Source organism: Citrobacter sp. C6_1 (assembly GCF_014596835.2).
In the GTDB taxonomy this organism is placed as follows: domain Bacteria; phylum Pseudomonadota; class Gammaproteobacteria; order Enterobacterales; family Enterobacteriaceae; genus Citrobacter; species Citrobacter pasteurii.
In genome coordinates this window covers 3,340,813-3,354,616 of sequence record NZ_CP115031.1, presented here as the reverse complement: position 1 = coordinate 3,354,616, position 13,804 = coordinate 3,340,813, and the positions used below count along the sequence as shown (strand labels likewise).

Sequence of the window (13,804 nt, the reverse complement as noted above, 5' to 3'; positions counted from 1 at the left end):
CGAGTACCCGTGTGCCGTTTTGGGCACCAGGCCTGATGTCGCCCGCATCTGCGTAAACCCTCCGTTCCAGAAAAAAGTACGCAGCGCCAGGTCGGTTTATAAGTGGTGAAAAACTGTGCGCGCTTCCCACAGCGCGTCAATACGCTATTGCAAATGCAAATAGTTATCAATAATATTATCAATATATTTCACGCTCATATATAAAATTTCAAAATAAACATGGGGTTATGACAGTGACGGCGTTAATGATGGGAAGCGAGGCGTGGTGGCAGTCAAAAAATGGCCCGGAATGGGAGCGAGAAGACAACGGTGATTACCGCGTAACGTTCTGGTGGCGCGACCCACAGGGAAGCGAAAAAGAGTCAGCCATTCGCCGGGTGTGGGTCTACATCACGGGTGTTACCGATCATCATCAAAATGCCGTACCCCAGTCGATGCAACGTATTGATGGTACGAATGTTTGGTGCTGGAATATTTCCCTGAGCGCTAACTGGCGCGGCAGTTACTGTTTTATCCCCTCCGATCGAAACGATATTTTTGCCTCACTGGCACCGGGTGAAACGCCCGATCGCACTGTGCTACGCGAAGGCTGGCGACAACTGCTGCCACAGGCTATTGCGGATCCTCTCAATACTCAAAGCTGGAAAGGGGGTCGGGGGCATGCGGTGTCCGCGCTGGAGATGCCAGATGCTCCCGTACAGCCGGGATGGGATCGCCCTGAAAATCCCGACTCGCCCGCAGTATGCCTGCAATGGCACAGTGACCGGTTGGGTAATACGCGCCGGGTGTGGGTTTTCACCACCGGTGAAGCCAACCCGCAAGAACGTCCCCTGGCTATTCTGCTGGACGGACAATTTTGGGCACACAGTATGCCGGTCTGGCCGGCACTGACCTCACTCACTCATCGTGGCCAGCTTCCTCCCGCGGTATATCTCCTGATTGATGCCATTGATACGCCGCATCGCAGCCATGAGTTGCCGTGTAACGCTGATTTTTGGCTGGCAGTTCAGCAGGAATTATTGCCGCTGGTGAAAACCACTACGCCATTCAGCGACGACCCGCAGCGCACGGTGGTTGCCGGGCAAAGTTTTGGCGGTTTGGCTTCGCTGTATGCCGGACTGAACTGGCCAGATCGGTTTGGCTGCGTACTCAGTCAGTCCGGATCTTATTGGTGGCCGCATCGCGATGGTCATCAGGATGGCGTGATTATTGAACAACTGAAGGCCGGAACGGTAAGCGTTCAGGGTCTACGTATTGTGCTGGAAGCCGGGACCCGCGAGCCGATTATTTTTCGTGCTAATCAGGCGCTATTCACCCAATTTCCCTCTGCACCACAGTCTATTTTCTGGCGTCAGGTTGAGGGTGGACATGATGCGCTTTGCTGGCGCGGCGGCTTAATGCAAGGGCTGATGACGCTCTGGCAACCGCTCACCGACACGCTTTAACCGGATGATGTTCCACGACAGGAGTTGAGTATGGAATTCAGTAACCCCTTCGATAACCCGCAGGGACAGTTTTACATTCTGCAAAACCCACAACGTCAATTCAGCCTCTGGCCTCAGCAGTGCTCACTTCCTGCTGGCTGGACGGTTGCGTGCGAACCGCAGTCACAGGACGCCTGCCAGCAATGGCTGGATGCGAACTGGACCACGCTGACGCCAGCAAACTATGTCGATGTACAGGAGGCGCAATGACTCAGCGCTTACCCTTAGTTGCGGCCCAGCCAGGGATCTGGATGGCAGAAAAGCTCTCCACATTGCCCTCGGCGTGGAGCGTTGCACACTATGTCGAATTAACCGGTGAACTGAATGCACCACTGCTGGCAAAGGCGGTCGTGGCCGGTCTGGAGCATGCGGATACCCTGCGGATGCAGTTCACTGAGGATAACGGTGACATCTGGCAATGGGTTGATCCTACGCTCACCTTTGCTGAACCTGACATTCTCGATTTACGCAATGAATCCAGTCCGCACGAGGCGGCACGCGCGTTGATGCGGGCGGATCTGCAACAGGATCTTCGCGCTGACGGCGGCAAGCCGCTGGTCTTCCATCTGCTCATTCAGGTGGGAGATAAACGCTGGTACTGGTATCAGCGCTATCATCACTTACTGGTTGATGGCTTTAGTTTCCCGGCTATTACCCGCCAGATTGCTGCAATTTACACAGCGTGGCTGCGCGGTGAATCCACGCCAGCCTCGCCATTTACGCCGTTTGCCGAGGTCGTGGAAGAGTATCAACAGTATCGTCAAAGCGATGCCTGGCAACGTGATAGCGCATTCTGGGCTGAACAACGCCAACAACTGCCGCCGCCGGCTTCATTGTCGAGCAAACCGCTGCCAGGTCGCTCAGCCAGCGCGGATATTATTCGTATGAAGTTAACTGCGCCTGAAGGTTCATTCCGCCAGCTTGCGTCACGCATGCCAGATGTTCAGCGTGCGGATCTGGCGCTGGCGCTGGTTGCATTGTGGCTCGGTCGTTTATGCAGCCGAATGGATTATGCCGCCGGGTTTATCTTTATGCGCCGCATGGGGTCAGCGGCGCTTACCGCTACCGGGCCGGTGTTAAATGTCCTGCCCTTTGGCGTGAGACTTGATGCAGCAGAAAGTCTCCCTGCGCTTGCGCAACGGCTGGCTGGACAGCTGAAGAAAATGCGCCGACACCAGCGCTATGATGCCGAACAAATTGTCCGTGACAGCGGGCGTGCGGCCGGGGCTGAACCACTGTTTGGCCCGGTGCTGAACGTGAAGATCTTTGACTATCAGTTGAATATTCCTGGCGTGCAGGCACAAACCCATACGCTGGCGACGGGGCCGGTGAACGATCTGGAACTGGCGCTGTTCCCGGATGAAAACGGTGGGCTGAGCATTGAAATTCTGGCGAATAAGCAGCGATATGACGCCGCTACGTTGGCACAGCATGCTTCGCGTTTAACGGCGCTTATCGCGCAATTTGCCGCAAATCCGTCGCTACGCTGCGGGGATGTGGAGATGCTGCTGGCGTCTGAGCACGAACAGTTGGCGACAATTAACAATACGGCAGTGACGATCCCTTCCACCACATTGAGTGCGCTGGTGGCCGGGCAAGCCAGCAAAACACCGGATGCGCCGGCGCTGGCCGATGCTCGCTATCAGTTTAGCTATCGCGAAATGCGTCAGCAGGTGGTGGCACTGGCAAAACTGCTGCGCGAACGCGGTGTGCGCCCAGGGGACAGCGTGGCGGTTGCCTTACCGCGCTCCGTGTTCCTGACGCTGGCGCTGCACGGTATCGTCGAAGCGGGAGCCGCCTGGTTACCGCTGGATACCGGATATCCGGACGATCGCCTGCGGATGATGCTGGAAGATGCTAAACCTACGTTGCTTATCACCACTGATGAACAACGGGGTCGTTTTAGCGGTATCCCTGGGCTGGAAAGCCTGTGCTACACCGCGCCGTTGCCAGAGCAAGATGACACACCATTCGCTTTATCACGACCAAATCATACGGCCTATATCATCTTCACCTCCGGATCGACGGGCAGACCAAAAGGGGTGATGGTGGGACAAACCGCCATCGTTAACCGTCTGCTATGGATGCAGAATCACTATCCGCTGACGGCCGACGATGTGGTGGCGCAAAAAACGCCATGCAGTTTTGATGTTTCGGTCTGGGAGTTTTTCTGGCCCTTCATTGCCGGCGCAAAACTGGTGATGGCTGAACCAGAGGCACATCGTGACCCGCTGGCGATGCAACAGTTCTTCGCGACGTTTGGGGTGACGACAACGCACTTTGTACCGTCGATGCTGGCGGCGTTTGTGGCCTCACTGACGCCAGAAACGGCGCGGGAAAGCTGCTCCACGTTGAAACAGGTGTTTTGTAGCGGTGAAGCGCTGCCGGCAGCGTTGTGCCGCGAATGGGAGCAACTGACTCACGCGCCGCTGCACAATCTGTATGGGCCAACCGAGGCGGCGGTAGATGTAAGCTGGTATCCAGCCTGGGGTGAGGAGCTTGCTGCCGTAGCCGGGAACAGCGTACCAATCGGCTATCCGGTCTGGAATACCGGTTTGCGGATCCTCGATGCCATGATGCGTCCAGTGCCCATTGGTGTCGCCGGTGACCTGTACCTGACGGGGATCCAACTGGCGCAGGGATATCTCGGCCGACCAGATCTGACGGCGAGCCGTTTTATTGCCGATCCCTTTAACCCTGGCGAACGTATGTACCGTACCGGAGACGTGGCGTGCTGGCTGGAAAATGGCGCGGTGGAATATCTTGGGCGCAGTGATGACCAGCTAAAAATCCGTGGGCAGCGTATTGAACTGGGCGAGATTGATCGGGTGATGCAGCAACTACCAGATGTTGAGCATGCTGTTGCCCATGCCTGCGTATTCAATCAGGCGGTAGCGACAGGCGGCGATGCGCGCCAGTTAGTGGGCTATCTGGTGTCACAATCGGGTTTACCGCTGGATATTCCGGCATTGCGCGAGAGTCTGCGCGCAACCCTGCCTGCACATATGGTACCGACAATGCTGCTGCAACTGGCAGAGCTCCCGCTCAGCGCCAACGGCAAGCTGGATCGTAAAGCGTTACCAATGCCACAACTGACGTCACGTCAGGAAGGGCGGGCGCCGCGAGCAGGGACTGAAACTACGATTGCTCAGGCGTTCACGGCCTTGCTGGGCTGCGAGGTCAATGATGTTGAAGCGGATTTCTTTGCGCTTGGCGGGCATTCTCTGCTGGCGATGAAGCTGGCGGCGCAATTGAGCCGCATTTTTGAGCGCCAGGTAACGCCTGGGCAGATTATGGTGGCCTCGACCGTCGAACAGCTCAGCGCATTGCTGGATGGCAATGATGACGAGCAGTCGCAACGGTTGGGATTTGAAACGCTGCTGCCGCTGCGTGAAAGCGATGGTCCTGTGCTGTTCTGCTTCCATCCGGCATCGGGTTTCGCCTGGCAGTTTAGCGTGTTGTCACGCTACCTTCCTCCACAGTGGTCGATTATGGGTATCCAGTCACCGCGACCGGATGGCCCGATGCAGACAGCAGAAAACCTGGATGCGGTGTGCGAACAGCACCTGGCAACGTTACTTTGTCAGCAACCTCATGGACCTTATTATCTGATTGGGTACTCGTTGGGCGGTACACTGGCGCAGGGCATTGCTGCCCGATTACACGCGCGCGGAGAAACGGTCGCATTTCTTGGCCTGCTGGATACCTGGCCGCCGGAAACGCAAAATTGGTCGGAAAAAGAGGCCAATGGACTCGACCCGGAAGTGTTAGCGGAAATTGATCGTGAGCGGGAGGCGTTTCTGACTGCTCAGCAGGGCAATGCATCCGACGCATTGTTTAGCGCCATCGAAGGTAACTACGCCGATGCGGTTCGCCTGCTGAGTACGGCACATAGCGTACCTTTTGCGGGACACGCGACGCTGTTTGTTGCTGAACGCACGTTACCGCCGGGAGTCAGCCCGGAACGCAGTTGGTCGCCGTGGATTTCCAGTCTGGATGTTTATCGCCAGGACTGCGCGCACGTTGATATCATTACGCCAATGGCTTTCGAGAAGATTGGGCCAGTCATGCGTGACTTGCTCAACGATATCCAATAAATGGACTCGCCACCTCTGCGGAGGTGGCGCGATTTACCTGTTTGCTGTGCGTCCTAACGGGACCACTAACGGCGTTCCGGCTACCGGATCGTCGATAATCATACACCGCAGCCCATAGATTTTTTCAATGAGCTCTGCCGTGACAATCTCTTTCGGCGCACCCTCGGCAACGATCTTTCCATCACGAAGTGCAATCAGATGGGTGGCATAGCGACATGCCTGATTCAGATCGTGCAGAACGGCGGCCAGCGTGTAACCTTTCTCCCGGTTTAGCTCACTCAGCAGCTCCAGCAGATCGATCTGATGGCTGATATCCAGCCAGGTGGTGGGTTCGTCGAGCAGCATAATCGACGTTTCTTGTGCCAGCACCATCGCTATCCACGCGCGTTGGCGTTGACCGCCGGAGAGAGTATCCACACTTTGCGCCGCCAGATGCGTGATCCCCGTGGCCTGCATCGCGTGGGTTACCGCGATTTCATCTTCTTTACGCCAGCGGGTAAATAAAGGCTGATGTGGATAACGCCCGCGAGCAACCAGCTCCTGCACGGTAATATCGCCCGGCGTGGTGGCATTTTGCGCCAGCAGACCAATTCTGCGTGCGACCTCTTTACTGGGGTAATGTTGAATATGTTCGCCATCGAGCCAGACTTTGCCGTGCGCGGGCGTCATCAGACGACTCAATGTACGCAGCAGCGTGGACTTTCCACAACCGTTGGGGCCAATAATGGCAGTGAAGTGACCATCGGGGATCGAGACATTAAGGTTTTCCGCCACGGTAAATTTGCCATAACCCAGCGTTAACTGGTCGCCACGCAAACGGGCTACTGATTCGGTCATTTTTTGCGGGACTCCTGAATTAACAAGACGATAAGGTAAATACCGCCGAGGCTTACGGTGACAACGCCAACCGGAAGCTGATAAGGCATAAATAGCTGCTGAGCGCATAAATCGGCCATCAGCAGTAGCAGGGCGCCGCACAGCGCCGACTGCGTTAATCCCCAACGTGCCGTGCCGCTAATCCGCCGCGCGATGTGTGGGGCAACCAGGGCAATAAACGAGATAGGGCCTGCCAGCGCGGTGGCCGCAGCGGTCAACACCACGGCGACCAGCATCATCATCAGACGTGAGCGTTCAACGCTAACACCGAGCGCACAGGCGCTGTCATCACCCATTTCCAGTAAACGCAGGCGGCGTACCAACAGCGCGGCGCACCCCAGCATCACGATAATCAGCGGCGCAGAAGGCCAGGTCTTCGCCCAGGTCAAACCGTTGAGCGATCCGGCGTTCCACAGCCCGGCGGTCAGCGCGGTTTCTAAGGACGCCTTCAGCAGCAGCCAGGTGTTGAAGGCCACCAGCATAGCGCGAATGCCGATCCCGATGATGATCAGTCGGAAGGTGTCGATGCCGTTGCGCCAGGCCAGCGCCCAGACCACCAGCGAAGTCAGGATCCCGCCGAGCATTGCCGCCAGCGCGATGGCGGTAAGATGCTGACCAAACAGCACCATTGCCACCAGTACGCCGCTCCAGGCACCGGTATTGAAGCCCATCACGTCCGGGCTACCCAGCGGGTTGCGCATCAATGACTGGAATATTGCGCCGCTGACGCCCAGCGCCGCGCCAATCAGCAGCGCCATCAACACGCGTGGTAATCGCCACTCGGTCACCACCAGCGTAATGCTACGCGGTGCATCACCGAGCAGGGCGGCAATAATTTGCGGGGTCTCGAGCATAACGGCACCGCTGCGCAGGCTCCACAATCCAACGGCCAGGCAACCAACGACCAGCAGCAGACAACTGACAATCAGGCGACGGGAGAGATGCATCATGCACCACCTCCGCGCTGTTTGCGGCGTACCAGGAAGATGAGAACCGGCGCACCGATAAACGCGCTGACGACCGAGACGCGCAACTCGCCAGGCACAATCAGACGACCGATGATATCGGCAATCAGCAGCAGAGAAGGGGTGGCCAGCAGAGTGACGGGCAGCGACCAGCGATGATCTGCGCCCACCAGCCAGCGTGCCATATGCGGCATCATCAGGCCGATAAAGGCGATAGGGCCGACGATGGCGGTCGCACTTCCGCACAGTACGGTAATCACCAACAGGCCGATAAACTGGGTACGCGCAACTTTGCTGCCCAGCGCCGTTGCGGTGTCGCTTCCCAGACTGAGGCTATTCAGAGCACGGCTAAGAAACAGCGCGACAGCACCGGCAATCAGGACCGGGATCAGCACGACTTTCAGCGTCTGCAGGCTGCGGATATCCAGTGAACCGGCTTGCCAGAAACGCAACTGGTCGTAGACGTCCGGGTTGAGAAGGGCGATGCCAGTAGATAATCCTTCCAGAACAGCACCCAGCGCAACACCGGCCAATGTCAGGCGTACCGGGCTGAGCTGTCCACCGCCCTGACTACCGGTAAAAGCCACAATCAGTGAGGCTGCGAGAGCCCCGGAAAAAGCCATTAGCAGCTGTTCTTGCGGGGAGGAAAAGCCAAACAGCGACGCGCCTAAAACAATCGCGAAGCTGGCCCCGGAATTGACGCCAAGAATCCCCGGATCGGCCAGCGGGTTACGGGTGAGCGTCTGCATCAGCGCACCCGCCAGGCCCAGCGCACCACCTGCGAGGAGCCCTGCCAGCGTACGCGGAAGTCGCGCGTCCAGCACGATGGTGCAATCGGCGCTTTGACAACTGCCGGTGAGCGCATCAAATACCACGGAGGCGGGCAGCGACTTTGCGCCAATAACCAGACTTAATGCCGTGGTGAGAACAAGTAGTAACAACAGTCCGGGCACGGCAAAGGCGCGTGTCGCGGAAACAGAGCATGACATATCAACTTCCCTGATAATGATAGTAATTATCGTTATCGATCTTATTTGGATATGTTAGCATGTGCAGCCATTGAATGGATATTGAAAAAGTACCTGGTAAGGCTCTGTAATGAATCGACAATCCTGGCTGCTTAATCTCAGCCTGTTAAAGACCCATCCTGCATTTCGCGCCGTCTTCCTCGCCCGTTTTATTTCCATTGTCTCTCTGGGGCTATTGGGGGTTGCGGTCCCGGTACAGATCCAGATGATGACCCAGTCGACCTGGCAGGTGGGTTTGTCGGTGACGCTGACCGGGAGCGCCATGTTTATTGGTCTGATGGTGGGTGGCGTACTGGCCGATCGCTATGAACGCAAAAAGGTGATCCTGCTGGCCCGCGGAACCTGTGGTATCGGTTTTATTGGCCTGTGCCTGAACGCGCTGCTGCCCGAGCCGTCGTTGCTGGCTATTTATGTTCTTGGTTTATGGGATGGCTTTTTTGCCTCGCTGGGTGTCACTGCGCTGCTGGCGGCGACGCCTGCGCTGGTCGGGCGTGAAAATCTGATGCAGGCCGGGGCGATTACCATGCTGACGGTACGTCTGGGCTCGGTTATTTCGCCAATGCTTGGCGGGGTGCTGCTGGCGACCGGGGGCGTGGTCTGGAACTACGGCCTGGCGGCCGCGGGTACATTTATTACCTTGCTGCCGTTGCTGAGTCTTCCCGCGTTGCCGCCTCCGCCGCAACCGCGTGAACATCCGTTGACATCGCTGGTGGCGGCGTTCCGTTTTCTGTTCGCCAGCCCGCTGATTGGCGGTATTGCACTGCTCGGCGGCCTGTTGACCATGGCGAGCGCCGTGCGCGTGCTGTATCCGGCACTGGCGATTAACTGGCAGATGTCGAGCGCTCAGATTGGCTTACTGTATGCGGCTATTCCCCTGGGCGCGGCCATCGGGGCTTTAACCAGCGGGCAACTGGCACACAGCGTGCGTCCGGGTCTGGTTATGCTGGCATCAACCGTGGCCTCTTTCCTGGCTATCGGCCTGTTTGGTTTGATGCCGGTCTGGGAGCTGGGGGTTGTTTGTCTGGCGCTGTTCGGTTGGCTGAGTGCGGTCAGTTCTTTGTTGCAGTACACCCTGTTACAGACGCAGACGCCGGAAGCGATGCTCGGGCGAATTAACGGTTTGTGGACCGCGCAGAACGTAACCGGCGATGCGATTGGTGCGGCGCTGTTAGGGGGGCTGGGGGCGATGATGACGCCTGCGGCCTCGGCAAGCGTCAGTGGGTTTGGGTTGGTGATTGTCGGTCTTTTACTGCTGCTGTTGTTGGGAGAAGTGCGCCGATTCCGGCAAGTTCCCGTGAATGTCTGATCGCGTTATGCTCTACGGATTGTAGGCCGGATAAGGCGTTAGCCGCATCCGGCACTGACCATTAAAACAGAGCTGACAGACGTTGCAGCAGTAGCGTCGCGCTGTAGTAATCCAGACGGAAGGTTTCCGTGCCCAGCGCATAAACGCGTTTGTTTTGCACAGCAGGCAGATGCGCCAGCAGTGGATTAGCATAAATCGCGTCGGCATCTTTGCTGTCGCCTGCAAACAGGAACAGCGCTTCACCGTTCAGGCCGGCCGCCAGATTCTCACCACCAAGCTGGATAATGTCGTGACGTTTACCCTGGCTCTGGCTGGTATGTAGCCCGGCAGGTAGCGGTGCCAGCGTGAAACCGAGCTGTTCCATCAGCTTGCCTTGCGCGGACTCCGGCGTCCACAGGTTGGCGCTGTGCGCGGCTGCGGTATACACCAGCGCACTGACCGGCTGTGGCGGCAGGGTGATACGTTGCTTTACCGCGAGCAGTTGCTTATCAAACTCAGCAATACGCGTCGCTGCCTGTTGCTCCTGCCCGGTGATTTCACCTAATTGTGTCAGCAGTGACTGCCAGCTTTTGTCGTCGTAATTAATGATAAGCGTAGGGGCTATGGTGGACAGTTGGTCGTACAGCGCAAGCGCGGAATCTCCCCCGGTGGCGCTGACCAGAATCAGGTCCGGCATTTGTGCTGCAACGGCTTCGGCGCTCGGCTCGCCAATATACAGGCGGCTCAGTTTGCGTTCTTTGGCGACGTCGCTCCACTGGCGTAAAAAGCCCTGAGCGTCACCAATACGGTTATTCGGTGTCGTGGCACCGCTGGCGACGACCGGGGCATCAATCGCCAGCAGAGAACCGGTGAGGGTCACGCTGGTGGAGACAATTCGCTGCGGTTTATGCTCCAGCGTATGCGTGCCGCGGCTGTCAGTAACCTGGCGTGGCCAGTCAGCGGCATGACTTAAAGAAACTCCTGAAATAGCGAGTCCAACCAGTAACAGCGCAGTGCGGTAAAACGCGGGAAATCTCACAAATAAGCTTCCTGTTATCAATGTAGTTAATGCTTCTCATTTTCATTGTTACGCGTCAGGGATGCAAGCCTAAGTCGCACATTGTGTTACCACAAGAGTTGACATACCGACGCTTTGCTTTTAGGTTAGCGACCGAAAATATAAATGATAATCATTATTAAAGCCTTTATCATTTTATGGAGGATGATATGGACATGTCACTGGTCGAGGAAAAAACGCAGACTATGGCAACTCTCGCTCCCGACAGTTTTTTCTTTATGTCGCCGTATCGTAGTTTTACGACGTCAGGATGCTTCGCCCGCTATGCGGAACCGGCAATTGATGGTGATTCACCAGACAGCCCTTTCCAACAGAAAATGCACACACTGTTTGCGCAGGCCAAATCGCAGGGCATCGCAAACCCCATTATGGTAGGAGCCATTCCCTTTGACACCCGCCAGCCTTCGTCGCTGTTTATTCCCCAATCATGGCAAAGCTTCTCACGTACGGCAAAGCAGCAATCAGCGCGTTACTTTACTGCCCATCAGTCGCTGAATGTTGTTGAGCGTAAATCGATTCCTGAGCAGGATTTTTTCGAAGATATGGTCGCCAGAGCAGCGGCGCTGACGGCAACCCCGGAAGTCGACAAAGTGGTGCTGTCTCGCCTGATTGATGTGACAGCCGACGCCAATATCGACAGTGGTGCGCTACTGGAGCGGCTGGTAGCGCAAAACCCGGCAAGCTACAACTTCCATGTACCTATCGACGATGGTGGTGTACTGATCGGCGCCAGCCCGGAATTGCTGCTACGCAAAGAAGGCGACCATTTCAGTTCGCTGCCGCTGGCGGGATCTGCGCGTCGCCAACCGGACGATGTTCTGGACCGGGAGGCTGGGATCCGTCTGTTAGCTTCCGAGAAAGATCGCCATGAACACGAGCTGGTCACCCAGGCGATGAAAGCGGTTCTGCGCGATCGCAGCAGTGAGTTGCAACTTCCGTCGTCTCCGCAACTGGTCACCACGCCCACGCTCTGGCATCTCGGTACCCCGTTTGAAGGTAAAGCCAATGCCCAGGAAAACGCACTGACGCTGGCTTGTCTGCTGCATCCAACACCGGCGCTAAGTGGCTTCCCGCATCAGGTTGCTCAGAAACTGATTGCCGAACTGGAGCCGTTCGATCGCGAACTTTTCGGCGGCATTGTTGGCTGGTGTGATTCGCAGGGCAACGGCGAATGGGTCGTGACGATCCGCTGTGCGAAATTGCTGCGTAATCAGGTACGTTTTTTCGCCGGAGCCGGCATTGTGCCAGCCTCGTCACCGATTGCGGAGTGGCGTGAAACAGGTGCCAAGTTATCCACCATGTTGAATGTTTTTGGACTGCATTAAGCGCCTGGTCTACCAGGCTATTCAGGCCTTATCGACAGGCTCTAAGGAGCAATAATGAGTATTCCTTTCACCCGTTGGCCGGAAGAGTTTGCCCGCCGCTACCGTGAAAAAGGCTACTGGCAGGATTTGCCGCTGACCGACATTCTGACCCGCCATGCTGATAGCGACCAGACGGCGGTGATTGACGGGGAACGCCATCTTAGCTACCGCCAGTTAAACCAGGCGACGGATAATCTTGCCTGTAGCCTGCGCCGTCAGGGGATCAAATCCGGCGAGACTGCACTGGTGCAGTTAGGCAACGTGGCTGAGCTTTATATCACTTTCTTCGCACTGCTCAAACTGGGCGTGGCGCCCGTATTGGCACTGTTTAGCCATCAGCGTAACGAACTCAACGCCTACGCAGCGCAAATTAAACCGGTGTTACTGATTGCCGATCGCCAGCATGCGTTATTCAGTGGCGACGATTTTCTGAATACCTTTGTTGCCGAACACAATTCAGTGCGCGTGGTTCAGTTGCTCAATGATGACGGCGAACACAATCTGCAAACGGCTATAAGCCAACCCGCAACGGCGTTTACCGCGACACCATCACCAGCTGATGAAGTGGCGTATTTCCAGCTTTCCGGCGGCACGACCGGGACGCCAAAGCTGATCCCGCGTACCCACAATGATTACTACTACAGCGTGCGCCGTAGTAACGAGATTTGCCATTTCACCGCTGAGACCCGCTATTTATGCGCGATCCCGGCAGCGCACAACTACGCCATGAGTTCGCCAGGTGCGCTGGGCGTTTTCCTCGCGGGTGGAACTGTGGTGCTGGCGGCAGACCCGAGCGCGACGTTGTGCTTTCCGTTAATTGAACAGCATCAGGTAAACGTTACGGCGTTGGTACCGCCAGCGGTGAGTCTGTGGCTGCAGGCAATTCAGGAGTGGGGCAGTAACGCACAACTGGCTTCGCTGAAACTGTTGCAGGTGGGAGGCGCGCGGCTTTCGGCTTCGCTTGCCGCTCGCATTCCGGCAGAGATTGGCTGCCAGCTGCAGCAGGTCTTCGGTATGGCGGAAGGGCTGGTGAACTATACCCGTCTGGATGACAGCCCGGAGCGCATTATCAATACCCAGGGCCGTCCGATGTGCCCTGACGATGAGGTCTGGGTGGCAGACGCTGACGGTAATCCTTTGCCACAGGGCGAGACTGGACGCCTGATGACGCGTGGCCCGTACACCTTCCGGGGTTACTTCAATAGCCCTGAGCATAATGCCAGCGCGTTTGATGCTAACGGATTCTATTGCTCTGGTGATCTGATCGCCATCGATCGGGATGGTTACATCACGGTGCAGGGACGAGAGAAAGATCAGATCAACCGTGGCGGAGAGAAGATCGCTGCAGAAGAGATTGAAAACCTGCTGTTGCGGCATCCGGCGGTGATCCATGCCGCATTGGTCAGTATGGACGATGAGCTGATGGGCGAGAAAAGTTGCGCCTGCCTGGTGGTTAAAGCGCCGCTGCGTGCAGTACAGATCCGTCGTTTTCTGCGCGAACAGGGCGTGGCGGAATTCAAATTGCCGGACCGTGTCGAGTGCGTTGAGTCATTGCCGCTGACCCCGGTCGGCAAAGTGGATAAAAAACAATTACGTCAGTGGCTGGCATCACGTTCACCGGCCTGAA

Annotated in this window: 10 protein-coding genes; 6 read left to right on the top strand and 4 right to left on the bottom strand. The window is 56.8% G+C overall.

The window, feature by feature from the left end; all coding sequences use genetic code 11:
- The first annotated feature begins 227 nt into the window (after nt 1-227).
- From fes to entF, 3 genes are read left to right on the top strand one after another with little or no spacing between them, the layout of a single operon-like run.
- The gene (gene fes / locus IB196_RS16240; RefSeq protein WP_040232598.1) at nt 228-1,445 is read left to right on the top strand and encodes an enterochelin esterase; all 1,218 of its coding nucleotides are present in this window, start codon (nt 228-230) and stop codon (nt 1,443-1,445) included.
- Nucleotides 1,446-1,475: 30 nt separating this feature from the next.
- Complete coding sequence (locus tag IB196_RS16235; protein WP_005123454.1) at nt 1,476-1,694, top strand: MbtH family protein; 219 nt, start codon at nt 1,476-1,478, stop codon at nt 1,692-1,694.
- A complete protein-coding gene (gene entF, locus IB196_RS16230; RefSeq protein WP_188231776.1) occupies nt 1,691-5,581 on the top strand; it encodes an enterobactin non-ribosomal peptide synthetase EntF in 3,891 nt (1,296 codons plus the stop codon). The genes IB196_RS16235 and entF overlap by 4 nt, the downstream gene beginning before the upstream one ends.
- 33 nt (nt 5,582-5,614) lie before the next feature.
- Here entF and fepC read toward each other — a convergent pair whose 3' ends face one another.
- Genes fepC through fepD form a run of 3 tightly spaced genes read right to left on the bottom strand, consistent with a single transcriptional unit; the run spans nt 5,615 to nt 8,411 of the window.
- Nucleotides 5,615-6,418: an iron-enterobactin ABC transporter ATP-binding protein gene (gene fepC / locus IB196_RS16225; RefSeq protein WP_005123456.1), complete on the bottom strand. Its 804-nt coding sequence runs from the start codon at nt 6,416-6,418 to the stop codon at nt 5,615-5,617.
- A complete protein-coding gene (fepG, locus tag IB196_RS16220; protein ID WP_182290805.1) occupies nt 6,415-7,407 on the bottom strand; it encodes an iron-enterobactin ABC transporter permease in 993 nt (330 codons plus the stop codon). The genes fepC and fepG overlap by 4 nt, the downstream gene beginning before the upstream one ends.
- Nucleotides 7,404-8,411 carry a Fe(3+)-siderophore ABC transporter permease gene (gene fepD, locus IB196_RS16215; RefSeq protein ID WP_040232594.1) on the bottom strand — a complete coding sequence of 336 codons (1,008 nt, stop codon included), beginning with the start codon at nt 8,409-8,411 and terminating at the stop codon, nt 7,404-7,406. Before fepD ends, fepG begins: the two co-directional genes overlap by 4 nt.
- Nucleotides 8,412-8,520: 109 nt before the next feature.
- On the opposite strand from fepD, the gene entS reads away from it, so the two are divergent.
- Nucleotides 8,521-9,756: an enterobactin transporter EntS gene (gene entS, locus IB196_RS16210; RefSeq protein ID WP_040232592.1), complete on the top strand. Its 1,236-nt coding sequence runs from the start codon at nt 8,521-8,523 to the stop codon at nt 9,754-9,756.
- Between the two features lie 61 nt (nt 9,757-9,817).
- Here entS and fepB read toward each other — a convergent pair whose 3' ends face one another.
- Nucleotides 9,818-10,774, bottom strand: coding sequence for a Fe2+-enterobactin ABC transporter substrate-binding protein (gene fepB / locus IB196_RS16205; protein WP_188231777.1), 957 nt, complete (start codon nt 10,772-10,774; stop codon nt 9,818-9,820).
- A 188-nt stretch (nt 10,775-10,962) separates the two neighbouring features.
- Between fepB and entC the strand changes: the two genes are divergently transcribed.
- Both entC and entE read left to right on the top strand, forming a co-directional pair.
- Complete coding sequence (gene entC / locus IB196_RS16200) at nt 10,963-12,138, top strand: isochorismate synthase EntC (protein WP_188231778.1); 1,176 nt, start codon at nt 10,963-10,965, stop codon at nt 12,136-12,138.
- A gap of 54 nt (nt 12,139-12,192) precedes the next feature.
- Nucleotides 12,193-13,803, top strand: a complete 1,611-nt coding sequence (gene entE, locus IB196_RS16195; RefSeq protein WP_040232584.1) for a (2,3-dihydroxybenzoyl)adenylate synthase EntE — start codon at nt 12,193-12,195, stop codon at nt 13,801-13,803.
- Nucleotide 13,804 lies beyond the last annotated feature (1 nt).